The following is a 26,237-nucleotide window of genomic DNA, read 5'->3' as shown; positions in this document are numbered from 1 at the left end:
GATGCAGCTACTCGCCGCGGCCCCTTCCCGTGAAAAAGCAAATCAGGAATGACCGCAGTCATTCCTGATTTGCAAATATAAAAATATTTTTCCGCTGAAAATGCCCAGAGTGAAACGGAGGGCATTTAAATGGTTAGGCCTGCGATAGCACAGACAAAAAGAAAAAGCGGTGACTCGTGCAGGTTGAGTCATCGCTTTTCTTGCCCCTTGCGGGGCAGGCAGGGTAAATGATAAGAAGGTAAATGAAGAAAATAGCAAAAATAAGGAACAAAGCGCGATAATGAGCGAAAAACCGCTCTGAGAAGTTCATGTATCCAACACTGCAGCTTTGTTGGATACAACATACCACTTTTCAAATAAAAATACAAGCCCTTTTTTTGATTTTTCACCAAAAGACGTCCGAAAAAACTCATTTTTGGAGGAACGCACAAATTTGACGAAGAGTTCCCGGCAAACTGACGAACAAGCCCAAAAGCAGCAGAAACACCCCGGATGCCGCGCAAAAAACACACAGGATACGACAGTTCTTTACAAGCGTCGGCCTGTGTGTTATGATGGATACATTCAATGGGGAGTCTGCCCTGTGTGCGGCAGACGGCGTGCGGGGGAAAAGAGGCCCGGCACGGGGGAAAGGAGCATATCAATGGAAAATCAGACGGTGAGCGGAACAAAAAAGCCGCTCTTCGGAGGGCGGAAGCCGCTGTTCACACAAAAGGAACTGCTGCTGCTGACCGGCCCGCTGCTGGTGGAGCAGCTGCTGGAAGTGACCGTCGGCATGGCCGATACCATGATGGTGTCCCGCTGCGGCGAGGCGGCTATTTCGGGCGTCAGCCTTGTGGACATGATCAACAACCTTATCATCGTGCTGTTTGCGGCACTGGCCACCGGCGGCGCGGTGGTGGTGAGCCAGTTTCTGGGCGCACGGGAGCAGAAGGGCGCCAACGAGAGCTCCGGCCAGCTGATCCTGCTCAGCGGTCTGTTCGGGCTGCTGGTGGGCGCATTCTGCTTTGTTCTGGCCCGGCCCATGATCCGGCTGTTTTACGGTGCCATTGATGCCGATGTGCTGGACGCCAGCGTGCTGTACCTGCGCATCATCGCCATCAGCTATCCGTTTCTGGCACTGTATAACGGCGGCGCGGCACTGTTCCGCAGCATGGGCAACTCTAAAATCTCCATGCAGATCAGCCTTTTGATGAACGTTATCAATATCGTGGGCAATGCAGTGTGCATCTTCGGCCTGAAAATGGGCGTGGACGGCGTTGCATGGCCCAGCGTGGTGTCCCGCGTGGTGGCGGCGTTCCTCATCCTGCGCAGATGCTACCAGAAGGGCAACGCCCTCACGGTGCCCAAGACCACCCGTCTGGACGCAAGGATGACCCGGCGCATTCTGGGCATCGGCATCCCCTCTGCATTCGAGAACAGCCTGTTCGAGGCCGGACGCATTCTGGTGGTGAGCATGATCTCCACCTTCGGTACGGTGCAGATCGCGGCCAACGCGGTGGCAAACAATCTGGACGGCATGGGCGTCATCCCCGGCAAGGCCCTCAGCCTTGCCATGATCACGGTGGTGGGCCGCTGTGTGGGCGCGGGAGACAGCGAGCAGGCGGTCTACTACACCCGCAAGCTCTCCCTGTGGTCCTACATTGCAATGGGCCTTTCCAACGGTGCCATCCTGCTGTTTTTGCATAAGCTCATCGGCATCTATGCGCTGTCCGGGGAGACGATGGTGCTTTCCGAGACGCTGGTGCGCATCCACGCGGGCTTTGCCATCCTGCTGTGGACCCTGTCCTTTGTGCTGCCCAACGCACTGCGCGCCGCCAATGATGTGAAATTCACCATGCTCGTGTCCATTCTGAGCATGGCCGTGTGGCGGCTTGGCTTCAGCTATCTGCTCTGCGTGCGGATGGGCTGGGGTGCCGTGGGCGTGTGGATCGCCATGATCATCGACTGGATGTGCCGTGTCACCTGCTTTGTCATCCGCTTCCGCAGCGGTGTATGGAAGAACAAATATCACGCATAACATAAAGGAGTACAGCATGAAACTGATCAGCTGGAATGTCAACGGTCTGCGCGCCTGCCTGACCCACGGCTTTGCCGAGAGCTTTGCGCAGCTGGATGCCGATATCTTTTCGGTGCAGGAGACCAAGATGCAGCCGGGACAGGCAGATTTTGCCCCGGAGGGCTACACGGAGTACACCTATTCCGCAGAGAAAAAGGGCTACTCCGGCACGGCCTGCTGGTGCCGTGAGCAGCCGCTGGCCGTGACCACCGGCATCGGCATCGAGGAGCACGACCACGAGGGCCGGGTGCTGACGCTGGAATACCCGGCGTTCTGGCTGGTGAACTGCTACACCCCCAACAGTCAGGACGGGCTGAAGCGTCTGGACTACCGCATGGAATGGGAGAACGCCTTCCGCGCCTACCTGCTGGCGCTGGATGCGAAAAAACCGGTGATCCTGTGCGGGGACCTGAACGTGGCCCATACGGAGATCGACATCAAAAATGCAAAGACCAACCGCATGAGCGCAGGTTTCACCGATCAGGAACGCGGAAAAATGACCGAGCTGCTGGATGCCGGCTTTGCCGACAGCTTCCGTGTGCTGCACCCGGACGAGGTGAAGTACAGCTGGTGGAGCTACCGCTTCCATGCCCGGGAAAAGAACGCGGGCTGGCGCATCGACTACTTTATCGTATCCCGCCGCATCGCCGACAGGATCCGGGCGGCAGAGATCCACAACGAGATCTTCGGCTCGGACCACTGCCCGGTGGAGCTGGACATTGACCTGTAACCTGTAAAAAACGCCTGCTCTCCCGGAAAGAGCAGGGAAAAGGAGATTCTATGCTCAAAGGCTATCTGCTGGTATTTTTCGTTTCCATGGTGCCGCTCATTGAACTGCGCGGTGCCATCCCCATCGGGCTTGGCATGGGCCTGCCCATCCTGCCCACCTATCTGGTGTGCGTGGTGGGCAACATGATCCCGGTGCCGTTCATCTATCTGTTTGCACGCAAATTCCTGATCTGGGGCTACCATAAGCCCCTCATCGGGCCCATCTGCAAGTTCTGCATCGTCAAAGGCGAAAAAGGCGGCCGCGCACTGGAAGCCAAGGCGGGCCGCGGCCTTGTGGTGGCGCTGCTGCTGTTCGTGGGTATCCCGCTGCCGGGCACCGGCGCGTGGACCGGGACGCTGGCGGGCTCGATCCTGGATATGAAGTTCAAGGACGTGGTCAAGGCCTGCATGGGCGGCGTGCTGCTGGCGGGCATCATCATGGGTCTGGCCAGCGCGGGCCTGCTGGGTGCGCTGAGCACCCTGTTCTCGGTGGGCTGAGGAAAAAAGACTGCGTTCCGGCAAAGAACAACAATTGACAATGGTATTTTGCCGCCGAGTATGCTAAAATAAAAAAGTGTTTTGGAACCGGCGGCGCAAAGCTGCCGGACGGAAAGGAACGATAAGATCATGGATCAGGCACTGAATCAGAAAATCGACGCATATATTGCGCAAAACAAGGAACAGCTGCTGAAGGATATCGCCGCACTGGTGGCTGTCAACAGCGTGGAGGGCACCCCGGAAGAGGGCGCACCCTATGGCGCAGGCCCCCGCGCCGCACTGGACAAGACGCTGGAGCTGGCTGCAGGCATGGGCCTTGCCACCCGCAACTGCGAGAACTACATCGGCTATGCAGAGCTGGCCGGCAAGGACCCTGAAAAGTATCTGGCGACCATCTGCCATGTGGACGTGGTGCCCGTGGGCAACGGCTGGACGGCCGACCCCTTCACCATGCGCATTCAGGACGGCTGGCTGCTGGGCCGCGGCGTTGCCGACGATAAGGGCCCCATGGTGGCTACCCTGTATGCCCTGAAGTTCCTCAAGGAGCAGGGCTATGAGCTGCGCTACCCCATCCGCGCACTGGCAGGCACCAACGAGGAGACCCACATGCAGGATGTGGACTACTACCTCAAAAACTACCCGGCTCCGGCCTTCTGCTTCACCCCGGATGCCGAGTTCCCGGTGTGCAACGGCGAGAAGGGCCTGTTCGGTGCCAAGATCGTCAGCCCGGTGTGCAACGGCGTCATCGTGGAGATCGAGGGCGGCGTGGCAAACAACGCCGTGCCCGACCGTGCAAGTGCACTGGTCAAGACCGACATCTCCAAGCTGAAGAATGCCCCCAACATCACGCTGGAACCGGAAGGCGACGGCGTGCGCATCCGCGGCTGGGGCAAGTCCGGCCACGCAGCCATGCCGCAGGGCACCGTGAACGCCATTGGTCTGGTGGTGAACTACCTGCTGGACAACGGCCTGTGCAATGAGACCGAGCGCACCTATCTGGAGGCTGTGCGCAAGCTGCACGCTTCCACCGCCGGTGAGGGTCTGGGCATCAACTGCGCCGACGGCCCCTTTGGCCCGCTGACCGTGATCGGCGGCCGCATCTACATGGAAGATGGCCGCATTTTCCAGACTATGGACAGCCGCTTCCCCACCTGCACCAACGGCAAAAAGATGACCGAGCAGATCCGTGCCGCACTGGGCGACGGCGCTGAGCTGCGCGATGTGACCGCTGCCGAGCCCTTCTATATTGAAGCCGACAGCCCCGCCATCCTGGCCTGCATCAACACCTACAACGAAGTGACCGGCGAGAACGCCAAGCCCTTCACCATGGGCGGCGGCACCTATGCCCGCCACTTCCCCTATGCTGTCAGCTTCGGCCCCGAGCATGTGGACCTGCCGCTGCCGGAGTTCGGCGGCCCGATGCACGGTGCAAACGAAGCTGCACCCATTGACAAGCTGCTGGAAGCCGTAAAGATCTATATCATCGCGCTGCTGCGCCTTGAGGAAATCGACTTCTGATGCAGCCGATGAATGTGCTCGTCATCGATGGGCAGGGCGGGGGCCTTGGCAAACAGCTGGTGGCAGCCCTGAGCACGCAGTGCCCGGAGATCCGGCTCACTGCGGTGGGCACCAACAGTCTGGCGGCAAACGCCATGCGCAAGGCCGGTGCCCCGCGTGCCGCCACCGGTGAAAATGCAGTGGCGGTGAACTGCCGCAGCGCGGATATCATCGTGGGGCCCATCGGCATCGTCATTTCGGACGCACTGCTGGGCGAGATCACCCCCGCCATGGCCACGGCCGTGTGCCAGAGCCATGCGACGCGGGTGCTCATCCCGGTGAACCACTGCGAAAACTATATCGTGGGTGTGCCGGAGCAGCCCATCAGCGATCTGGTGGCCGCTGCGGTGCAGAAGGTGAAAGCCCTCTGTGCCGGGGAAGGCTGCGGAAAAAGGGTTTATTGAAAATGCCCTCCGCTCTCGCTCTGGGCATGATTCAAGGAATTTATATTTTTTAGTTGCAAGTCGGAAAATCCTGCGGGATTTTCCGACTTGCTTTTTCACCGGAGCGGGCGCAATGAAGAAGTGGCCTGTTTCCCGGCTGTGCGGCTGTTTCCGCAGGAAACGAGCACAGACAGATCAAGTTTCCCTCTTGGACCCTTTCCGTGAAAATGCAACAGCGGACAGCCCGCAGGCTGTCCGCTGTTGCTATAAGATATTTTTCCGCTGAAGATGCCCAGAGCGCAAGCGGAGGGCATTCTGAATCGTTATGACTTCTGCCGTGCGGCGATCTGCGCTGCCGTGGGCGGGGTATCGCCCTGCGCAGCGTTTTCCAGTGCGCCGAGGCGGCGGTCCAGATCGGTCAGGCGCTGGGCTACGATATCCGGCAGATCCTGCTGGTCCAGATCGTCCGCCGGGTTCACGGCCTTGTTGTTGATGCGCACCACTTCGGCGGGCACGCCCACGGCGGTGCAGTTGGCGGGCAGATTGCGCAGCACCACGCTGCCTGCGCCGATGCGGGAGTTGTCCCCGATATACACCGGGCCAAGGACCTTGGTGCCTGCACCGATCAGCACGTTGTTGCCCAGAGTGGGGTGGCGCTTGCCGGTGTCCTTGCCGGTGCCGCCCAGAGTGACACCGTGGTAGATGGTGCAGTTGTCCCCGATCTCACAGGTCTCACCGAACACGATGCCCATGCCGTGATCGATGAACAGGCATCTGCCGATGGTGGCACCGGGGTGGATCTCGATGCCGGTGCGGCGGCGTCCGTGCTGGCTGACCCAGCGGGCAAGGAAAAAGCGCTTGTGCCGGTACAGCCAGTGCGCAATGCGGTGATACACCAGAATGTGAAAGCCCGGATACAGCAAAATGACCTCCAGCACGTTGCGTGCAGCGGGGTCCTTGCGCTGGATGTTCCGCGCGTCCTCCAACAAACCCATGGGAAAACCCTCTCTTTCCTGATTCCGATGAAGCTGCTCTGAAAAAATCACGCCTCTGCCATGAAAACAGCCTCTGACTCTTTTGACCATATTATAATAGCACACCCGGACGGGAATGTACAGCAATATGCTAGGAATTGATGCGACTAACCCGGAATCTGGCAGGGAAAAACTGCTTTTGGGTAGAGTAGCTAAAATTCCGGGAGGGAAGCGGCAAACCTTTTTGCAACAAAATATATGCGGAAGCATTGACACATTTCGCGCTTCTATGCTAAAATATTATGAAAAGATTCCAGACTTATAAAAGGAGACAGCACCATGCAGAAAAGCGCGATGTGCACCAAACTGAACAAGCAGTTCGCATCCGGTTTTGCCGTGGGTTCGTTGTTTCCTTTTTTTGTAGAATGAGCTTTTCCCTTTGCGGGGAAAAGTTTTTTTTTGCCCGTAAGCCGGAAAGCCGAACCAGACAAACGCAAATCAGGAGGGAACTGCGATGCTGCTTGTAAATGCTGTGAACACCGAAGGAAGACCGCTTGAGATTTTTGTAAAGGACGGCAGAATCGCTGCTGTGGGTCAGGAGCTGGAGGCGCTGGCCGGGGAGAACGAAACGGTCATTGATGCCGGCGGGCTGACCGTGCTGCCCGCCTTTGTGGACCTGCACTGCCACTGGCGCACCCCGGGCTTTGAGTACAAGGAGGACATCGAGACCGGCAGCCGCGCCGCAGCCGCCGGCGGTTACACCTTCGTGAACCTGATGCCCAACACAAAGCCGGTCTGCTCTTCTGCGGCACAGGCCATGATGGTGGAGCAGAAAGCCGCCGAGATGGGCCTGTGCGATGTGAACCAGACCGTCTCCATCACCGAGAATTTTGACGGTGTGAGCATCGACCACCTCAAGACCCTGCCTGCCGGTGTGAAGTTCATCACCGAGGACGGCCACGGCGTGCAGGACAATGCCACCATGGCAAAGGCTTTCGCCATCTGCACCCAGAAGGATATCACCGTGATGAGCCACGCCGAGGATATGGAGATCAGCCCGTGGGACTACCGTCTGGCTGAGGACATCGAGACGGTGCGCAACTGCTGGCTGAGCGAATACTACCAGACCAAGCTGCACATGTGCCACGTGTCCACCCGCGGTGCGCTGGATGCCATCCAGATGGCAAAGCTGCGGGGTGCACCCGTCACCTGCGAGGTGACCCCGCACCACCTGTGGTTCACCAATGATACCTGCGATTACCGTGTGAACCCGCCCATCCGCACGGCCGACGATGTGCAGGCGCTGGTGGACGGCATCCGCACCGGCATCGTGGATGCCATTGCCACCGACCACGCGCCCCACTCCGAAGAGGACAAGCTGAAGGGCATGGCCGGTATGGTGGGCAGCGAGACCGCTTTCGGCGTCTGCTACACCAAGCTCTGCAAGCAGGAAGGCCTGCCGCTGGAAGTGCTGGTGCATCTGATGAGCACTCGCCCCGCCGAGATCCTGGGCCTTGCCAAGGGTCAGCTGGAACCGGGCTACGACGCGGACTTTGTGCTGGTGGATCTGGATACCCCCTACACCGTGGACAAGGACAAGCTGCACTCCAAATCTCACAACACCCCGTTCGACGGTGCCCAGCTGTTTGGCAAGGTCTGCGCCACCATCAAGGGCGGCAAGCTGACCTATCAGGCAGAGAACTGAGAAAATGTTTCACAAAATAATATGATATAAAATAGATAAGAAAGCAAACAGGAGGAACACCCAAATGACGAACATGGACAAACTGTACGAAGCTGTGGAAGCCCGCGGCCCGGTGTGCGTGGGTCTGGACACCGACTTCAGCTACCTGCCCGCCGATTTTGTGGACAGCACCCTGTCCCGCGGCGAAAACATCGTGCGCTTCAACAAGAAGCTCATTGACGCCACCAAGGCCGTGGCAGGCTGCTACAAGGTGCAGATCGCTTACTACGAGTCTCTGGGTCTTGAGGGCATGAAGGCCTACGCCGACACCCTGAAGGCGGTGCGCGAGGCAGGTGTGCCGGTGATCGCCGACATCAAGCGCGGCGACATTGCCAAGACCGCCGAGATGTACGCCATGGGTCACTTTACCGGTGATTTCGAGAGCGATTTCGTCACGCTGGCACCCTATATGGGTCTGGACTCCATCAGCCCCTACCTGCCCTACGCCGAAAAGCAGGGCAAGGGCATGTTCGTGCTCTGCCGCACCTCCAACGGCGGTGCCAAGGACTTTGAGTATGAGAAGCTGGCCGACGGCCGTCACGTCTACGATCTGGTGGGCGACAAGCTGAACGCTCTGGGCAAGGACTACATGGGCGAGCACGGCTACTCCTCCATTGGTCTGGTCATCGGCGGCACCCACATCGAGGAGGCCACCGAGATCCGTGCAAAGTATCAGGACAGCTTCTTCCTGATCCCCGGCTACGGTGCACAGGGCGGCAAGGCCGAGGATATTGCCCAGTATCTTACCAAGGGCAACGGCGGCGTGGTCAACTCCAGCCGCGGCATCCTGCTGGCCTACAAAAAGCAGCCGGGCACTGCCTTTGACGAAGCCGCTTACAACGAATGCGTGAATATGAAGGAGGCCATTGCTCATGCGTGCAGCCTGCTGTGAAGCCACTGTTCTGCGCAATGAGGTCATTGCCCCGGACATCCGTCTGCTGACGGTGGTCTGGCCGGATCGCGACCACGCACCCCACGCAGGCCAGTTCTTTACCCTGCGTGCATGGGGCGCAGATGAAGCCCCCTTCCTGTCCCGGCCCATCAGCGTGCACCGCTGGAACCCGGACAGCAGCACCATCGAGTTTCTGTATCAGGTGGTGGGCGAGGGCACGGAAAAGATCGCGCAGCTCAAAATGAAGGATACCTTCCAGCTCACCGGCCCTATGGGCAACGGCTTTGACGTGCCGGACATCCTGAGCAAGTACAAAAAGATCGCTGTGGTGGGCGGCGGCATCGGCACTGCGCCCATGTTCCAGCTCACCCGCGAACTGGCAGCAGCAGGCGTGAAGCCGGATGTGTTCTTCGGCTTCCGGGATGCCCCCTACTGCATGGAGGAGTACCGCGAGATCGCAAACCTCGTCAAGGTGTCCACCGACACCGGCGCGGTGGGCTTCCACGGCTTTGTCACCCAGCTGTACGACCCCGCCGACTACGATGTGGTGCTGGTGTGCGGCCCCACGGTCATGATGAAGAACGCCGCCCGCCTGTGTGCCGAAAAGGGCACCCCCTGCTTTGTGAGCATGGAAAAGAAGATGGCCTGCGGCATCGGTGCCTGCCTTGGCTGCACCTGCGAGACCAAGAGCGGCGAGGGCAAGAGCGTGTGCAAGAACGGCCCGGTATTTGATGCAACGGAGGTGTTCTTCTGATGGCTGACCTGAAAACCAACCTGCTGGGTTTTGTGATGAACAGCCCGGTCATCGGTGCATCCGGCACCGTGGGCTACGGCGTGGAGTACGAAGAGCTGGCAGACTTTGCCAAGATCGGCGGCATCTCCGGCAAGGGTCTGACCCTGCACGGCCAGTACGGCAACAAGGGCGAGCGCCTGTGGGAGACCCCCTCCGGCCTCATCAACAGCATCGGCCTGCAGAACCCCGGCGTGCAGCACTTCATTGACGTGGAGCTGCCCGAGATGCTGGAACTGAAGCAGAAGTACGGCACGGTGGCCATCGCCAACCTTGGCGGCCACAGCGAGGAAGAGTACGTGGAAGGTGCCGCGATGCTGAGCGACAGCGCAGTGGACATCGTGGAGCTGAACATCTCCTGCCCCAACGTCAAGGTGGGCGGCATGGCCTACGGCGTCAAGGCCGAGGCTGCCGGTGAGGTGGTGCGCATGGTGCGCGCTGCCTGCAAAAAGCCCCTGATGGTCAAGCTGAGCCCGCAGGCCGAGAACATTCCCGAGATGTGCAAGGCTGTGGAAGCCGCCGGTGCGGATGCCATCAGCCTGACCAACACCTTCCAGGCCTGCGCCATCGATCTGGAAAAGCGCCGCCCGGTGTTCAACAACATCTTTGCGGGCCTGTCCGGCCCGGCGGTGCGGCCCATCGCCCTGCGCATGGTATGGCAGGCCGTGGGCGCTGTGAACATCCCGGTGGTGGGTCTGGGCGGCATCGCCACGGGCCGTGACGCACTGGAGTTCATCATGGCCGGTGCTGCGGCGGTGCAGGTGGGTGCCGCAAACTTTGCCAACCCCCGCGCTATGGAGACCATTGCGGACGAGATGGCCGCATGGATGGACAAGAACGGCGTGAAAACGCTGGACGAGATCCGCGGATGTGCCCGGAATGCTGAATAATCCAATTGATATACCAGCATAAATCCTGATTTATACGCATAAAAACAAAGTTGCTGCATAAATTTGCAAATCACGCAAAAGCGTGGTACAATACCGTTCAAAAGACATTTTTATAAAAGAGAGGGAGAAGTACAATGAGTGAAGCACTTGAGATCCTGAAGAGCTGTGACGCGTTCCTGGAAGGTCACTTCCTGCTGTCCTCCGGCCGCCATTCCAGCGCATACTGCCAGATGGCTTATCTGCAGCAGTACCCCGACCGCTGCGCCGAGGTCATGAAGAGCGTGGCAGATAAGGTCAAGGAAATGGACGTGGATGTGATCGTGGGACCTGCCATGGGCGGCATCGTCTATGCCTACGAGCTGGCCCGCCAGACCGGCAAGCGCGCCATCTTCACCGAGCGCGTGGACAATGTGATGACCCTGAAGCGCTTCGCCATCCACCCGGGTGAGAAGTGCCTCATCGCTGAGGATGTGGTCACCACCGGCATCTCCTCTCTGGAGACCAAGCGGGTCATTGAGGAGAACGGCGGTATCTGTGTGGGCATCACCTGCGTGGTGGACCGCACCAAGCCCGAGGCTCCGTCTCCCATTCCCATCGTGGCAAGCGCCCTCAAGCTGGACCTGCCCAACTACGCACCGGAAGAGTGCCCCATCTGCAAGGAGGGCAAGCTGCCGCTGGTGCATCTGGGCAGCCGCAAGATGAAGCAGGAAGCAAAGCAGACCCTGTAATGTGTTGAAACGAGGAAAACTATGAACGCATATCTTCTTTTGGCAAATGGCATGGTCTTTGCCGGCCAGTCGGTGGGTGCCGAGGGCGTCACCGTGGGCGAGGTGGTCTTTGCCACCGGTATGGTGGGCTTTCAGGAGACTCTGACCGACCCCAGCTACTACGGCCAGATCATCACCCAGACCTACCCCCTTATCGGCAACTACGGCATGAATAAGGACGACATGGAGTCCGACCGCATCTGGGCAAAGGGCTACATCGTGCGCGAGGCCTGCACCACCCCCTCCAACTGGCGCTGCGAGGAGACGCTGGACAGCTTTTTGAAAAAGAACAACACCATCGGCATCGAGGGCATCGATACCCGCCACCTGACCCGCATCATCCGGGAAAGCGGCGTGATGAACGGCGCCATCCTGACCACCTTTGACCCCGCCGACCCGGCCAACAAGGCCGAGACCGAGGCCCTGCTGGCCCAGATCCGCGCCTACGCCGTCACCGATGCGGTGAAGAATGTTACCTGTGAAAAGCCCGAGGTGTTCAACCCGCAGGGCGAGACCCATATCGTGCTGATGCACTACGGCTGCAAGCGGAACATCGTGCGCTGCCTTGTCAAGCGCGGCTGCAAGGTGACCGTCATGCCCGCCTTTGCAACGGCAGACCAGATCAAAGCTCTGAACCCGGACGGCATCATGCTGTCCAACGGCCCCGGCGACCCCGCCGAGCCGGTGGAGGTCATCGAGAACCTCAAGCAGATCTTTGCACTGAACATCCCCACCTTCGGCATCTGTCTGGGCCACCAGCTGTCCGCGCTGGCAGCCGGTGCCAAGACCATGAAGCTGAAGTACGGCCACCGCGGTGCCAACCAGCCCGTGACAGACTTTGAGTCCGGCCGCACCTTCATCACCAGCCAGAACCACGGCTACGCTGTGGTGGGCGACGAGCTGCCCGCCGAGATGGGCGAGGTGGCACAGGTGAACGCCAACGACGGCACCTGTGAGGGCATCAAGTACAAGAAGTGGAACTGCTTTACCGTGCAGTTCCACCCGGAAGCAAACGGCGGCCCCAAGGATACCGAGTTTCTGTTCGACCGCTTCCTGAACAACGTCAAAGCAGCAAAAAAGGAGGCACGCTGAAATGCCGAAGGACCCTAGAATCAAGAAGGTGCTGGTCATTGGCTCCGGCCCCATCATCATTGGTCAGGCTGCGGAGTTCGACTACTCCGGCACGCAGGCCTGCCGCGCCCTGAAGGCAGAGGGCATCGAGACCGTTCTGCTGAACTCCAACCCCGCAACCATCATGACCGACCCGGATGTGGCCGACCATGTGTATATCGAGCCCATGACGCTGGAAGTCGTGGAGCGCATTCTGGACATCGAAAAGCCGGACTCCGTTCTGCCGAACCTCGGCGGCCAGATGGGCCTGAACCTGTCCATGGAGCTGGCCCGCTCCGGCTATCTGGACCGCACCGGCATCCGTCTGCTGGCCTGCAAGCCCGAGACCATCGACCGTGCCGAGGACCGCGAGCTGTTCAAGGAGACCATGGAAAAGCTGCACCAGCCCATCATCCCCTCTGAGGTGGTGGAGACCCTGCAGGACGCACTGGCCTGTGCAGACCGCATCGGCTACCCGGTCATCGTGCGCCCGGCCTTCACCATGGGCGGCACCGGCGGCGGCATCTGCGAGAACAAGGCAAAGCTCATCGAGATCGGCACCAACGGCCTGCGCCTTTCCCCCATCCATCAGATCCTTGTGGAAAAGTGCATCGCCGGCTGGAAAGAGATCGAGTACGAGGTCATGCGCGACCACAAGGGCAACGTGATCACCGTGTGTAACATGGAGAACCTCGACCCTGTGGGCATCCACACCGGCGACTCGGTGGTCGTGGCTCCCTCCCAGACCCTGACCGACCACGAGTACCAGATGCTGCGCACCGCTGCGCTGGACATCATCACCGAGCTGGGCATCGAGGGCGGCTGCAACTGCCAGTTTGCTCTGAAGCCGGACAGCTTTGATTATGCGGTCATCGAGGTCAACCCCCGTGTGTCCCGCTCTTCCGCACTGGCTTCCAAGGCTACCGGCTACCCCATTGCCAAGGTGGCCACCAAGATCGCCATTGGCTACACGCTGGACGAGATCACCAACGACGTCACCGGCAAGACCTGCGCCTGCTTTGAGCCTGCGCTGGACTACATCGTGGTCAAGTACCCGAAGTGGCCCTTTGATAAGTTCGTCTACGCCGACAAGTCTCTGGGCACCCAGATGATGGCCACCGGCGAGGTGATGAGCATTGGCAACAGCTTCGAGGCTGCCATGATGAAGGCGGTCTCCTCCATCGAGCTGGGCATGGACACCCTGACCCACAAGCCCTTTGAGGAGCTGACCGATGACGAGATCGTGGCTCACATGCATGTTCAGGACGCCGAGCGCGTGTTCTGCGTGTACGAGGCTCTCAAGCGCGGCATCGACCACGAGACCATTTACAAGATCACCAAGATCGACTGGTGGTTCCTGGACAAGATGCAGCATCTGGCAGATCTGGAAAACGGTCTTGCCAAGTGCAACGGCGTGCTGACCGAAGAGCAGTACAAGACTGCCAAGAAGTACGGCTTCCAGGATAAGACCATCAAGCGTCTGGCACAGGTGGACAAGCTCCCTGTGGAAAACTACCGCGCCGGTTTCAAGATGGTGGATACCTGTGCGGCCGAGTTCTCGGCCAACACCCCTTACTTCTACTCCACCTACGACGGCGACAACGAAGCCGCTGAGTTCATTGCCGAGAAGGAAGCCGAAGCATCCGCCAAGGGCGAGCCCAGGAAAAAGAAGGTGCTGGTCTTTGGCTCCGGCCCCATCCGCATCGGTCAGGGCATCGAGTTCGACTACTGCTCGGTACACTGCGTGTGGACCCTGAAGAAGCACGGCTGCGAAGCCATTCTGGTCAACAACAACCCCGAGACCGTCTCCACCGACTTTGACACCGGCGACCGTCTGTACTTTGACCCGCTGAACCCGGAGAGTGTGGACAACATCATCGCCACCGAAAAGCCGGACGCCTGCGTGGTGCAGTTCGGCGGCCAGACCGCCATCAAGCTGGCAAAGCACATGGACGAGATCGGCCTGCCCATTCTGGGCACCCCGGCAGATGCCATCGATGAAGCCGAGGACCGTGAGCGCTTCGACGAGCTGCTGGAGCGCTGCAAGATCCCCGCGCACCGGGCCGCACCGTGTTCAATCTGGACGAGGCGCTGGCCGCTGCCGATGAGATCGGCCTGCCGGTGCTGATGCGCCCCTCCTACGTGCTGGGCGGTCAGAACATGATCGTGGCTTACACCAAGGCAGACGTCATTGAGTACATGGGCGTCATCACCGAGCATGTGGACATGGATCACCCTGTGCTGCTGGATAAGTACATTCTGGGCACCGAGTGCGAAGTGGATGCCATCTGCGACGGCGAGAACTTCCTGATCCCCGGCATCATGGAGCAGGTGGAGCGCACCGGCGTGCACTCCGGCGACTCCATCTGTGTCTATCCGGCACAGCACCTGACCCAGGCCGAGATCGATACCATGGTGGACTACACCGGCCGCTTTGCCCGCGAGCTGCATGTCACCGGTCTGGTGAATGTGCAGTACGCTGTCTCCAACGGCAGAGTGTACGTCATTGAGGTGAACCCCCGTTCCTCCCGTACTGTGCCGTATATCTCCAAGGTCACCGGCGTGCCCATGGTGGATCTGGCAGTGCGCTGCTGCTTGGGCGAGAAGCTGGCAGATATGGGCTACGGCACCGGCCTGCATCCCAACGCACCCTATGTGGCCGTCAAGGTGCCTGTGTTCAGCTTTGAAAAGCTGCACGGTGTGGACACCCAGTTCGGCCCCGAGATGAAGTCTACCGGCGAAGTGCTGGGCATTGCCCCCAACTACCACGACGCCCTGCTCAAGGGCCTCATCGGCGCGGGCTACACCTTCAAGACCCCCGGCCCTGCAAGCTGCTGCATCTTCACCGTGAAGGACAGCGACAAGCCGGAGTTCGTGGATATTGCATGGAAGCTCAAGAGCATGGGCTACAAGCTGTACGGCACCTCCGGCACCTGCGCATGGCTCAACAAGCACATGGTGCCCTGCAACGAGGTGCGCAATATGTCCGGCGAGTCGCCCAACATCGTGGACCTGCTGCAGAGCGGTCTGGTGGACTACGTGTTCTCCACCAGCGCCAAGGGCCGTGACCCCAAGCGCGATTCCGTCCGCCTGCGCCGCAAGGCCGTGGAGCTGAGCATTCCCTGCATCACCGCCGTGGATACCGCCAACGCTCTGGTGGACTGCCTGCGCAGCGACCACAGTCTGGAAAATATCCCGCTGGTGGATATTGCCACCCTGTATCACCGCAAGTAATTACCGCTGTAATTACCCCCGGAAACGGATAAAGACAGACTTTATACAGCGCCCGCCAAAACGGCGGGCGCTGTATTTGTGAAAGGCAGACAGAGAATATAAAAGTTCGTGCGCAATAAATGACGTTTTGTGCGCAATCTGTCGCAAACAGTGCGCAAATTATGTTATACTCAACAACGCAAAATTTGCCAAAAGACCGTTACTTTTGGACATTCCAGGAGGATATAGATACATGACCCGTTCCCAGATGATCGAGACTGTTGCACGCAAGACCGGCTTTACCGAAGCTCAGGTCGAGACCACGATGGATGCGATGTTTGACCAGATCGCCGACTGCCTGCGCGCAGACGAGAAGGTGACCATCGCAGGCTTTGGCCGTTTTGAGATGCGTCCCCGCAAGCCCAAGGCCTACACCAACCCCAAGACCAAGGTTTCCAGCCGTCTGGAGTCCACCTCCATCCCCGGCTTCAAGGCCAGCGGCCGCTTCAAGCAGAAGCTGGAAGCAGGCAAGAAGAACGTGGAAGAGACCGCCTGATCGATGTGCATTGAGGACCGTACCCGTGACCCCGGGGGCGGTCCTTTTTGTTTGCTGGATATGCGGGCGAGAGAACGATTTGGAATGCCCAGAGCAAAGCGGAGGGCATTCTAAATCGTCCCGCTCTGTGCCCGGCGCACGGCATCTTTTTGTTTCTCTGCTGACAAGTGCGGCATTTCATGCTATACTGAGTGCAGAATATAAAAGGACAAAGGAACGGAGATTCAGATGCTTTACAGTGAACTGCAGTGCAGCCCGGCCATCCATCAGGCAGTGGAACGCATGGGCTTTGCCGAAATGACCGAGATCCAGGAAAAGACCATCCCCGTCATGATGGCGGGTCATGACGTGATCGCAAAAGCCCCCACCGGCACCGGCAAGACCTGTGCCTTCGGCATCCCGGTGGCGGAGCATATCCTCCCGGAAAACAAGTACCCGCAGGCTGTCATCATGGCCCCCACCCGGGAGCTGGCCCAGCAGATCGCGGAAGAGCTGACCCAGCTTACCTATTTTATGCCGGAAGTGCAGGTGGCCTGCGTGTATGGCGGTGCCAATATGGAAAAGCAGGCAAAGCGCCTTGCCGAGGGCTGCCAGATCGTGGTGGCCACGCCGGGCCGTCTGATGGACCACTACAAGCACCGCACCATCGACATCTCCCATGTGACCCAGATCGTGCTGGACGAGGCCGACGAGATGCTGAACATGGGGTTCTATAAGGATGTGCGGCATATCATTGAAATGATGAAGGCCCGCAAGTCCCTTTCCATGTTCTCGGCCACCATCAGCCGCGAGGTGATGGACATTGGCTGGCTGTACCAGCACAACGCTGAGGAGATCACCGTCCAGCCTCGTGAGGAGAGCCAGCCCAAGATCACCCAGTATATGCTGGAGACCTCCGGCCGCAACAAGCTTTCCGACCTTGCACAGATCATCATTGGTGAGAGCTACAAGCGGGTGATGGTGTTCTGCGATACCAAGTTCAACACGGCCACTCTGGCCAACCAGCTGGCACGGCTGGGCTTCTCGGTGGATTGTCTGCACGGCGACCTCTCCCAGAAGGAGCGCAACCAGATCATGCAGAACTTCCGGGACGGCAAGCTGGCCATTCTGGTAGCCACCGACGTTGCCGCCCGCGGCATCGATGTTTCGGACGTGGACGCTGTCATCAACTACGATGTGCCCAGCGAGAACGAACATTACACCCACCGCATCGGCCGCACCGGTCGTGCCAAAAAGGAGGGCGTGAGCTACCTGTTCTATGTGCCGGAGGAGAAAAAGCGGGTGCAGGAGCTGCTGCGCCTGACCCGCAATACCGACCTGTGTACCCCGGTGCATTTTGACTTCAACCATGAGCACATCGTGGTGGAGGAAAAAAAGGACAACGCCGACCGGTTCCAGATCAAGTGTTACTTTTAAAGGAAGAAACTCCCTCAGTTTGCTCCGCAGACAGCCCCCTCAAGGAGGGAGCCTGCCCGTACGGTAAGCCTCCCTCTCTGAGGGAGGTGTCGAGCGAATGCGAGACGAAGGGAGTTCTTTTTGTAAAAAAGACTTGACCTTCCCCTTTCTGGAAGGTGTAACATAGGCACGTAAGGAGGCACCGGAGCCATGAAGATCAACGAGGTGGAAGCCGCTGTAGGCGTGACCAAAAAGAACATCCGCTTTTACGAGGAAGAGGGACTCATTACCCCCGGCCGCGAACCGGGCAACGGTTACCGCAGCTACTCGCAGGCAGACGTGGAGCGTCTGCGCCGCATCAAGCTGCTGCGCAAGCTGGATGTTCCGTTGGCCGAGATCCGGGAAATGCTGGAAGGGCGAAAGACGCTGGCCGAGGGAATGGGTCAGCAGCTGGAACGGCTGAACGCCCGCCGCAAGGATCTGGACGAAGCCATCGACTTCTGCACCGTATTGGAAAAGGCTTCCGGAAACCTTGAAGAACTGGATGTGGAACAGACGCTTGCGCGCCTTGCTGCACGGGAAGAACAGGGGGTGACCTTTGTGAACATTGAACGCACAGACCGAAAAGGCGAGCGCATCCGCGGTGCCTGCGTCGGCGCGGCCCTTTTTGTGGCGCTGATGGCTTTTGTGATCGCAACGATGGCGTGGGCCTTTTACAGCGACCCGCAGGAAGCGCCGCCGCTGCCGCTGCTCATCGTATTGTTCGGCATCCCGGTGGGGTGCATCGTGGGCACGCTGAAGGTGCTGCTGGAACGCATTGAAGAGATCGGAAAGGGAGAAGAAGATGCTTATCGTAACTATTAACGAGGTGCCCGGCAAAAAGCTGGAAGCGCTGGGTGTGGTGCGCGGCAGCACGGTGCAGAGCCGCAATCTGGGCCACGATCTGATGGCGGGGTTCCGCACGCTGGTGGGCGGTGAAGTGACCGACTATGCGGATATGCTCACCGAAGCCCGGCAGATCGCCACAGGACGCATGGTCAAGGATGCAGAGGCCCTTGGGGCGGATGCAGTTGTAGGGATGCGCTACGCTTCTGCCAGCGTCATGCAGGGCGCGGCAGAGGTCATTGCTTATGGAACGGCGGTGAAGTTCGTATGACCACAAAAGAAAAGCAGGGCTTCGGCCTTTATTTCCTGTTAGCGTTTGGTCTGGCATGGCTGTGTCAGGTCGGTGGCTGCATGGCGCTGCTGCAAAAGCAGAATGCCGTGCTGTATCAGCTGGCGCTGGTCGCCACCATGCTCTGCCCGCTTCTGGCGGTGCTGCTGGTGCAAAAGGTCTTTCTGCGCCAGCCCACCGGCATCGGCTGGAAGGTGCAGGGCAAGCGCCGCTACTGGCTGGCGGCGTGGTTCGGCCCGGCGGTGTTCACGGTGCTGGCTGCAGTGCTCTATTTTGCGGTGTTCCCGCATCGGCTGGACCTCTCCGGCAGCTGGCTGACAGCGGCCTACGGCGGCGAGATGGACGCTCAGACCCTGCGCAGGGAGCTGGGCGTATCCAACCTCAGCTACATGCTGGAAACAGGTCTGTTCGCGGTCACACTGGCACCGGTCATCAATATGTTCGCAGCTTTGGGTGAGGAAGCTGGCTGGCGCGGGTATATGATGCCTCGCCTGAAGGAGCAGCTCGGCCTGCTCAACGGCCGCCTGCTGGGCGGCGTGATCTGGGGTGTCTGGCACTGGCCGCTGATGCTGCTGGTGGGCTACGAATACGGCACCAACTATTTGGGCGCGCCGGTGCTGGGCCTTTTCGTGTGGTGCATAGTCTGTTTTGCGCTTAATACCCTGTTGGACTGGCTCTATGAAAAGACTGGGTGCATCTGGGTGCCGTCCATTGCACACGGCGCGTTCAACGCGGTGGCAGCGCTGTTTGTGGTTCTGACGAACCCGGCAGACAGCTATTACAATGTATTGGGTCCGGCACCCATTGGCCTGATCGGAATGCTGCCCATGCTGGCTGCTGCAGTCTGGTTGACCCTGCAAAGATCCTGAAAACCTGAATATTCCGGGAGAGGACTCTTCCGCTTTTGCCGCCGCAGCTGCGTTGCAGCTGCGGTTTGCTGCTGTTTTGGGGTGGACACGAAAAAAGATGAAAAAATCTGTCAAAAAGTGTTGACAAGGAGGCGGGGGTGTGGTATTATACTTGAGCGCCAAGCGCTGAGGCAAAAGAATGACTTCCGGAGCCACAGCGGGAAGCCCTTGAAAAGAACCAATAGACGCAGAAAACACCAGTTGACACTGAGATGTTTGAAGCGCTCCAAGTTCAGAAAGTTCAAAAGCTTCTGAAAAATAAGGCTTGACAAAAAACCACTTCGGTGGTACAATGAACAGGTCGTCAGCCGCAAGGCTGAGGCGCTACAGGACCTTGAAAATTGAACAATATCGAAAAACTTGTAAGGAACCTTTATGTGTTTGGAAAAACACTTAAAACAATTCCAAAAGTAATTCACACAGGACGCAAGCGATTGCGTGCTGAGCGAACAAGATTTAACACTTTTAAGTGATAAATATCATTTATAAAGAGTTTGATCCTGGCTCAGGACGAACGCTGGCGGCGCGCCTAACACATGCAAGTCGAACGAGCGAGAGAGAGCTTGCTTTCTCGAGCGAGTGGCGAACGGGTGAGTAACGCGTGAGGAACCTGCCTCAAAGAGGGGGACAACAGTTGGAAACGACTGCTAATACCGCATAAGCCCACGGGTCGGCATCGACCAGAGGGAAAAGGAGCAATCCGCTTTGAGATGGCCTCGCGTCCGATTAGCTAGTTGGTGAGGTAACGGCCCACCAAGGCGACGATCGGTAGCCGGACTGAGAGGTTGAACGGCCACATTGGGACTGAGACACGGCCCAGACTCCTACGGGAGGCAGCAGTGGGGAATATTGCACAATGGGGGAAACCCTGATGCAGCGACGCCGCGTGGAGGAAGAAGGTCTTCGGATTGTAAACTCCTGTTGTTGGGGAAGATAATGACGGTACCCAACAAGGAAGTGACGGCTAACTACGTGCCAGCAGCCGCGGTAAAACGTAGGTCACAAGCGTTGTCCGGAATTACTGGGTGTAAAGGGAGCGCAGGCGGGAAGACAAGTTGGAAGTGAAATCTATGGGCTCAACCCATAAACTGCTTTCAAAACTGTTTTTCTTGAGTAGTGCAGAGGTAGGCGGAATTCCCGGTGTAGCGGTGGAATGCGTAGATATCGGGAGGAACACCAGTGGCGAAGGCGGCCTACTGGGCACCAACTGACGCTGAGGCTCGAAAGTGTGGGTAGCAAACAGGATTAGATACCCTGGTAGTCCACACCGTAAACGATGATTACTAGGTGTTGGAGGATTGACCCCTTCAGTGCCGCAGTTAACACAATAAGTAATCCACCTGGGGAGTACGACCGCAAGGTTGAAACTCAAAGGAATTGACGGGGGCCCGCACAAGCAGTGGAGTATGTGGTTTAATTCGACGCAACGCGAAGAACCTTACCAAGTCTTGACATCCCTTGACGATGCTGGAAACAGTATTTCTCTTCGGAGCAAGGAGACAGGTGGTGCATGGTTGTCGTCAGCTCGTGTCGTGAGATGTTGGGTTAAGTCCCGCAACGAGCGCAACCCTTATGGTCAGTTACTACGCAAGAGGACTCTGGCCAGACTGCCGTTGACAAAACGGAGGAAGGTGGGGATGACGTCAAATCATCATGCCCTTTATGACTTGGGCTACACACGTACTACAATGGCGTTAAACAAAGAGAAGCAAGACCGCGAGGTGGAGCAAAACTCAGAAACAACGTCCCAGTTCGGACTGCAGGCTGCAACTCGCCTGCACGAAGTCGGAATTGCTAGTAATCGTGGATCAGCATGCCACGGTGAATACGTTCCCGGGCCTTGTACACACCGCCCGTCACACCATGAGAGCCGGGGGGACCCGAAGTCGGTAGTCTAACCGCAAGGAGGACGCCGCCGAAGGTAAAACTGGTGATTGGGGTGAAGTCGTAACAAGGTAGCCGTAGGAGAACCTGCGGCTGGATCACCTCCTTTCTAAGGAGTCAGGCAAGGACAGGACATCAAAAGATGGACAGTCCTTGGACAGGTTTAAACAAGTAGAGTAGATATTGTTCGATTTTGAGGGCCCTGAAGAGCGAAAGCTCGAAAGAACCTTCAAAGACGTACCTTGAAAACTGAATAATAACTGCGAAACAAAGATTATAGTAAGTTCTTTTTTAAGAAATATTGCAATTTCAAAAGGAAGGGTAACAATAATCTTCGTTGGCAAGAGAGAATCAAGAGGATACCAAATGTTCCAAGAGAACGTTTGAAAGGTCAAGCGAACAAGGGCGCAGGGCGAATGCCTTGGCACTGGGAGCCGATGAAAGACGTGATAAGCTGCGATAAGCTTCGGGGAGCTGCAAATAAGCATTGATCCGGAGATTTCTGAATGAGGAAACTCACCTGGGTTCATACTCAGGTACGTTATACTGAACTTCAAAATAGGTATATCGAGGGAACCGCCTGAACTGAAACATCTAAGTAGGGCGAGGAAGAGACATCAAACGAGATTCCGTAAGTAGTGGCGAGCGAACGCGGAAGAGGGCAAACCGAGAGTAGAAATACTTTCGGGGTACGGAGCGCATTTAGGACTTAAGTTGTTAACCGAACGGCATGGGAAGGCCGGTCAGAGAGTGTGAGAACCACGTAGGTGAAAACGACAAGAGCCGAGCGAATTCCAGAGTACGGCCAGACACGTGAAACCTGGTCGGAATATGGGGGGACCACCCTCCAACCCTAAATACTACCCAGTGACCGATAGCGTATAGTACTGTGAAGGAAAGGTGAAAAGCACCCCGGGAGGGGAGTGAAAAAGAACCTGAAACCCTGTGCCTACAAGCACCTAGAGCGCGTCAATGCGTGATAGGGTACTTTTTGTAGAACGGTCCGGCGAGCGATTGTATGCAGCAAGGTTAAGGACTTAAGGTCTGGAGCCGAAGCGAAAGCGAGTTTGAAAAGGGCGTTAAGTTGCATATAATGGGCCCGAAACCGGGTGACCTACCCATGGTCAGGTTGAAGTGGAAGTAAAATTCCATGGAGGACCGAACCGACCTCCGTTGAAAAGGCGGCGGATGAACTGTGGGTAGCGGAGAAATTCCAATCGAACCCGGAGATAGCTGGTTCTCCCCGAAATAGTTTTAGGACTAGCCTCAAGTTAGATACCTGGAGGTAAAGCACTGAATAGCCTAGCGGCCGAGAGGTTAGCGAAGCTTATCAAACTCAGAATGCCAGAGTATTGATGCTTGGGAGTCAGACAGTGTCAGATAAATGTCATTGTCAAAAGGGAAACAGCCCAGATCTACAGCTAAGGTCCCAAAGTCAGGTTAAGTGGAAAACGATGTGAAGATACGCAGACAACCAGGATGTTGGCTCAGAAGCAGCCACTCATTCAAAGAGTGCGTAATAGCTCACTGGTCGAGCGTCTTTGCGCGGAGAATTTAACGGGGCTAAACCTGACACCGAAGCTTAGGCAGCATGTTTACATGCTGGGTAGGGGAGCGTTGTATACGCGGTGAAACAGTAGCGTAAGCGGCTGTGGAGTGTATAGAAGTGAGAATGCCGGAATGAGTAGCGCGAATGCAGTGAGAATCTGCATGGCCGAAAGCCTCAGGTTTCTGGAGGAAGGTTCGTCCGCTCCAGGTTAGTCGGGAGCTAAGGTGAGGCCTAACGGCGTAGCCGATGCACAGACGGTAGAGATTCCGTCACCACCAAAAGAGTTAAACACAGGGACACATATGAAGTCTCGGAGCCGGGTGTTGGTTCCGGTAGCGATCGAGGGAAATTAGTACCGAAGTCCGGGATGGAAGATGGCGAGAAAAGCTGTGTGTATTTCTGCGGTGCCCGTACCGCAAACCGACACAGGTAGGTAGGAAGAAGATTCTAAGGCCAACGGGAGAAGGGTTGTTAAGGAACTCGGCAAATTGACCCCGTAACTTCGGGAGAAGGGGTGCTGCAGCAATGCAGCCGCAGAGAATCGGCCCAAGCAACTGTTTACCAAAAACACAGGTTTGTGCTAAATCGAAAGATGACGTATACGAGCTGACGCCTGCCCGGTGCTGGAAGGTTAAGAGGAGATGTGCAAGCATTGAATCGAAGCCCCAGTGAACGGCGGCCGTAACTATAACGGTCCTAAGGTAGCGAAATTCCTTGTCAGGTAAGTTCTGACCCGCATGAAAGGCGTAATGATTTGGGCACTGTCTCAACAGCCCGCCCGGCGAAATTGTAGTACCGGTGAAGATGCCGGTTACCCGCGACAAGACGGAAAGACCCCATGGAGCTTTACTGTAGCCTAATATTGGGTTTCGATGTTGCATGCACAGGATAGATGGGACACTGGGAAGCAGGTGCTTTGGCGCTTGTGGAGTGGCCGTTGGGATACCATCCTTGCGATATTGGAATTCTAACCTGCGCCTTTGAATCAAGGCGGGGGACATTGTTAGGTGGGCAGTTTGACTGGGGCGGTCGCCTCCTAAAGAGTAACGGAGGCGTTCAAAGGTTCGCTCAGCTTGAACGGAAATCAAGCAAAAGAGTGCAAACGCAGAAGCGAGCCTAACTGCGAGACTGACGGGTCGAGCAGTAACGAAAGTTGGAGTTAGTGATCCGGTGGTATGTGAGTGGAAATGCCATCGCTCAACGGATAAAAGTTACCCTGGGGATAACAGGCTGATCTCCCCCAAGAGTCCACATCGACGGGGAGGTTTGGCACCTCGATGTCGGCTCATCGCATCCTGGGGCTGTATTCGGTCCCAAGGGTTTGGCTGTTCGCCAATTAAAGCGGTACGCGAGCTGGGTTCAGAACGTCGTGAGACAGTTCGGTCCCTATCTGTCGTGGGCGCAGGATATTTGATGGGAGCTGTTCCTAGTACGAGAGGACCGGAGCGGACGTACCTCTGGCGCACCAGTTGTTCTGCCAAGAGCATAGCTGGGCAACTATGTACGGATCGGATAAACGCTGAAAGCATCTAAGCGTGAAGCCGACCCAAAGATAAGATATCCCATTGTTTCAAACAAGTAAGACCCCTTGAAGACTACAAGGTTGATAGGCACGATGTGTAAGTGGAGCGATCCATTCAGCAAGCGTGTACTAATAGGTCGAGGGCTTGACCACAATTCGCTTGAGACTCTGAGAGTCAACGAAAAAATGTCAGCAGTGATTATTCAGTTTTGAAGGCACGTCCTTCTAAGAAACACTGGACAAAGTAGACCAGTTATGGTATACTGAACCAGTCAGATCGGTCGGTGTCGATGACGGTGAGGTTCCACCTGTTCCCATTCCGAACACAGAAGTTAAGCTCACTTGTGCCGAAGATAGTTCGCTGGAAACGGCGCGTGAAAATAGGTAGTCGCCGACTTGAACAAAAAGCTCTGAGATGAAAGTCTTAGGGCTTTTTTGTTGCATAAAAATATGGCATGATTTTTGGTTGTAATGCCAATAGGCCAGGACTTGACAGAAGAACTACTATGTAATACAATGTAGATAAGCTACTACGCATTACATACTAGCGGAGAGGAGGATTTATGGAAAACAATGCACAACTTTTAAAGGGTGTTCTGGAATATTGTGTCCTGAAATTGATTGCGCAAGAGCCGACCTATGGCTATGAGATCGTGATGCATCTGAAACAGGTCGGATTTTCTGACTTGAGTGAAAGTACACTCTATCCGCTGCTATTGCGCTTGGAGCAGCAGGGAAAGGTTACGGTAGAACGCAGACCTTCTCCCAAGGGGCCGAGCCGAAAATACTACATTGTAACGGAAGAAGGGCAGCAGGCGCTTCTTGAGTTCCGGCAGGATTGGAGTCAGCTCTGCCAGCTGGTGGAAAAAATTTTTAAGGAGGAGCCAGATGAATAAGTATTTTGCATTGCGAAAAACAAACCGGATGCGTACCGAGTTGCTGACTGAAAAAAGTCAGGAGCAGCTTAAAGAAGTGATTCGTTATCTTCGCCGGGTCAGCTGGGACTTCTGTGGTATCGAACTTGTGCGCAGCGATTTGCTTGATATTGCAATCCAAGCCAACAAGGAAAATCAGGAACTGTTTCATTCGATTTCGGACGCAAAGACCTTTGTGGAAGAGGTCAAGCCCAGCTTGAAAACACTGAGAGCCGGGGATTACTTCTGGTATGCTGCACCTCTGTATTTCTTTTTTGGGTGGGGCGTGGAAGGCTTGTTGCTCTATCCGGTAATTGGAAATTGGGTCTTTGAGCTTTCGGTAGGCTATCTGATGCAGTTAGCTGTTGCATTGACCGCGTTTTGCATACTGTTCCGCCGGATGATGGAGCAGGCGGGCTTTCCTCCACGGAAACACTGGCTCAAATACATCGCCTGGATGGCGCTATATATCGTAGTGCTGTATGGGACAGGCTGGTTCTTTAACCAAATTGCGGGCAATCTCGTGTTGCTGCGGCTTCCGAATCTTCGCTATTCGGTCTTTTGCCTGCTTCTGGGTGCGGGGCTGTATGCGGTACATTTCTGGAGATATGGAAAAGATTCGCGTCTGAATGCTCGCATATAAAGCAAAAAGCGGCCCCGCCGCGTTGAGCATTCAACGTGACGGGGCCG

Annotated in this window: 19 protein-coding genes, 3 rRNA genes and 1 pseudogene; 22 read left to right on the top strand and 1 reads right to left on the bottom strand. The window is 57.0% G+C overall.

Annotated features, from left to right (window positions below; translation table 11 throughout):
• Positions 1-643: 643 nt before the first annotated feature.
• The 5 genes from ACKXF9_RS00380 to ACKXF9_RS00360 all read left to right on the top strand — a co-directional run bounded on the left by ACKXF9_RS00380 (position 644) and on the right by ACKXF9_RS00360 (position 5,286).
• Complete coding sequence (locus ACKXF9_RS00380) at positions 644-2,020, top strand: MATE family efflux transporter (RefSeq protein WP_418264964.1); 1,377 nt, start codon at positions 644-646, stop codon at positions 2,018-2,020.
• Positions 2,021-2,036: 16 nt separating this feature from the next.
• A complete protein-coding gene (locus tag ACKXF9_RS00375) occupies positions 2,037-2,789 on the top strand; it encodes an exodeoxyribonuclease III (RefSeq protein WP_249237352.1) in 753 nt (250 codons plus the stop codon).
• A gap of 50 nt (positions 2,790-2,839) precedes the next feature.
• Complete coding sequence (locus tag ACKXF9_RS00370) at positions 2,840-3,325, top strand: COG2426 family protein (protein WP_418264963.1); 486 nt, start codon at positions 2,840-2,842, stop codon at positions 3,323-3,325.
• Positions 3,326-3,454: 129 nt separating this feature from the next.
• The gene (locus ACKXF9_RS00365; protein WP_418264962.1) at positions 3,455-4,843 is read left to right on the top strand and encodes a Sapep family Mn(2+)-dependent dipeptidase; all 1,389 of its coding nucleotides are present in this window, start codon (positions 3,455-3,457) and stop codon (positions 4,841-4,843) included.
• A gap of 8 nt (positions 4,844-4,851) precedes the next feature.
• Positions 4,852-5,286: a DUF3842 family protein gene (locus ACKXF9_RS00360; protein WP_418265859.1), complete on the top strand. Its 435-nt coding sequence runs from the start codon at positions 4,852-4,854 to the stop codon at positions 5,284-5,286.
• Positions 5,287-5,588: 302 nt separating this feature from the next.
• On the opposite strand, the gene epsC is transcribed toward ACKXF9_RS00360, so the two are convergent.
• Positions 5,589-6,260 (bottom strand): serine O-acetyltransferase EpsC, encoded by a 672-nt coding sequence (gene epsC / locus ACKXF9_RS00355; protein ID WP_097774358.1) that lies wholly within the window; start codon positions 6,258-6,260, stop codon positions 5,589-5,591.
• Between the two features lie 493 nt (positions 6,261-6,753).
• Between epsC and ACKXF9_RS00350 the strand changes: the two genes are divergently transcribed.
• From ACKXF9_RS00350 to ACKXF9_RS00270, 17 genes and pseudogenes are all read left to right on the top strand, one after another.
• Positions 6,754-7,944 (top strand): dihydroorotase, encoded by a 1,191-nt coding sequence (locus tag ACKXF9_RS00350; protein WP_418264961.1) that lies wholly within the window; start codon positions 6,754-6,756, stop codon positions 7,942-7,944.
• Positions 7,945-8,008: 64 nt separating this feature from the next.
• The gene (gene pyrF / locus ACKXF9_RS00345) at positions 8,009-8,875 is read left to right on the top strand and encodes an orotidine-5'-phosphate decarboxylase (RefSeq protein ID WP_249237348.1); all 867 of its coding nucleotides are present in this window, start codon (positions 8,009-8,011) and stop codon (positions 8,873-8,875) included.
• Positions 8,856-9,629 (top strand): dihydroorotate dehydrogenase electron transfer subunit, encoded by a 774-nt coding sequence (locus tag ACKXF9_RS00340; protein ID WP_349935853.1) that lies wholly within the window; start codon positions 8,856-8,858, stop codon positions 9,627-9,629. Before pyrF ends, ACKXF9_RS00340 begins: the two co-directional genes overlap by 20 nt.
• Positions 9,629-10,555: a dihydroorotate dehydrogenase gene (locus ACKXF9_RS00335; protein ID WP_005944201.1), complete on the top strand. Its 927-nt coding sequence runs from the start codon at positions 9,629-9,631 to the stop codon at positions 10,553-10,555. Before ACKXF9_RS00340 ends, ACKXF9_RS00335 begins: the two co-directional genes overlap by 1 nt.
• Before the next feature lie 134 nt (positions 10,556-10,689).
• Complete coding sequence (gene pyrE / locus ACKXF9_RS00330) at positions 10,690-11,283, top strand: orotate phosphoribosyltransferase (RefSeq protein WP_118528611.1); 594 nt, start codon at positions 10,690-10,692, stop codon at positions 11,281-11,283.
• 21 nt (positions 11,284-11,304) lie between these two features.
• The gene (locus ACKXF9_RS00325) at positions 11,305-12,414 is read left to right on the top strand and encodes a carbamoyl phosphate synthase small subunit (protein ID WP_418264960.1); all 1,110 of its coding nucleotides are present in this window, start codon (positions 11,305-11,307) and stop codon (positions 12,412-12,414) included.
• A gap of 1 nt (position 12,415) precedes the next feature.
• Positions 12,416-15,666: pseudogene (carB, locus tag ACKXF9_RS00320) on the top strand (carbamoyl-phosphate synthase large subunit).
• 232 nt (positions 15,667-15,898) lie between these two features.
• A complete protein-coding gene (locus ACKXF9_RS00315; RefSeq protein ID WP_249237343.1) occupies positions 15,899-16,201 on the top strand; it encodes an HU family DNA-binding protein in 303 nt (100 codons plus the stop codon).
• Positions 16,202-16,429: 228 nt separating this feature from the next.
• Positions 16,430-17,617, top strand: a complete 1,188-nt coding sequence (locus ACKXF9_RS00310) for a DEAD/DEAH box helicase (protein ID WP_249237342.1) — start codon at positions 16,430-16,432, stop codon at positions 17,615-17,617.
• Positions 17,618-17,806: 189 nt separating this feature from the next.
• Positions 17,807-18,460, top strand: a complete 654-nt coding sequence (locus ACKXF9_RS00305; protein WP_418264959.1) for a MerR family transcriptional regulator — start codon at positions 17,807-17,809, stop codon at positions 18,458-18,460.
• Positions 18,441-18,752, top strand: coding sequence for a heavy metal-binding domain-containing protein (locus ACKXF9_RS00300; RefSeq protein ID WP_005944222.1), 312 nt, complete (start codon positions 18,441-18,443; stop codon positions 18,750-18,752). The genes ACKXF9_RS00305 and ACKXF9_RS00300 overlap by 20 nt, the downstream gene beginning before the upstream one ends.
• Complete coding sequence (locus tag ACKXF9_RS00295) at positions 18,749-19,639, top strand: lysostaphin resistance A-like protein (RefSeq protein ID WP_418264958.1); 891 nt, start codon at positions 18,749-18,751, stop codon at positions 19,637-19,639. Before ACKXF9_RS00300 ends, ACKXF9_RS00295 begins: the two co-directional genes overlap by 4 nt.
• 521 nt (positions 19,640-20,160) lie before the next feature.
• Positions 20,161-21,671 (top strand): 16S ribosomal RNA (locus tag ACKXF9_RS00290).
• Between the two features lie 280 nt (positions 21,672-21,951).
• Positions 21,952-24,786 (top strand): 23S ribosomal RNA (locus ACKXF9_RS00285).
• Positions 24,787-24,913: 127 nt separating this feature from the next.
• Positions 24,914-25,030: ribosomal RNA gene (gene rrf, locus ACKXF9_RS00280) — 5S ribosomal RNA — on the top strand.
• Together the 16S, 23S and 5S rRNA genes form the textbook arrangement of a ribosomal RNA operon.
• Positions 25,031-25,196: 166 nt before the next feature.
• Positions 25,197-25,529, top strand: coding sequence for a PadR family transcriptional regulator (locus tag ACKXF9_RS00275; RefSeq protein ID WP_418264957.1), 333 nt, complete (start codon positions 25,197-25,199; stop codon positions 25,527-25,529).
• Positions 25,522-26,190 carry a hypothetical protein gene (locus tag ACKXF9_RS00270; protein ID WP_418264956.1) on the top strand — a complete coding sequence of 223 codons (669 nt, stop codon included), beginning with the start codon at positions 25,522-25,524 and terminating at the stop codon, positions 26,188-26,190. The genes ACKXF9_RS00275 and ACKXF9_RS00270 overlap by 8 nt, the downstream gene beginning before the upstream one ends.
• Positions 26,191-26,237 lie beyond the last annotated feature (47 nt).

Source organism: Faecalibacterium sp. 9 (assembly GCF_048320955.1).
Taxonomy (GTDB): Bacteria; Bacillota; Clostridia; order Oscillospirales; family Ruminococcaceae; genus Faecalibacterium; species Faecalibacterium wellingii.
The sequence above is the reverse complement of the archived record's forward strand: the minus strand, read 5'-3'. Positions and strand labels throughout refer to the sequence as shown.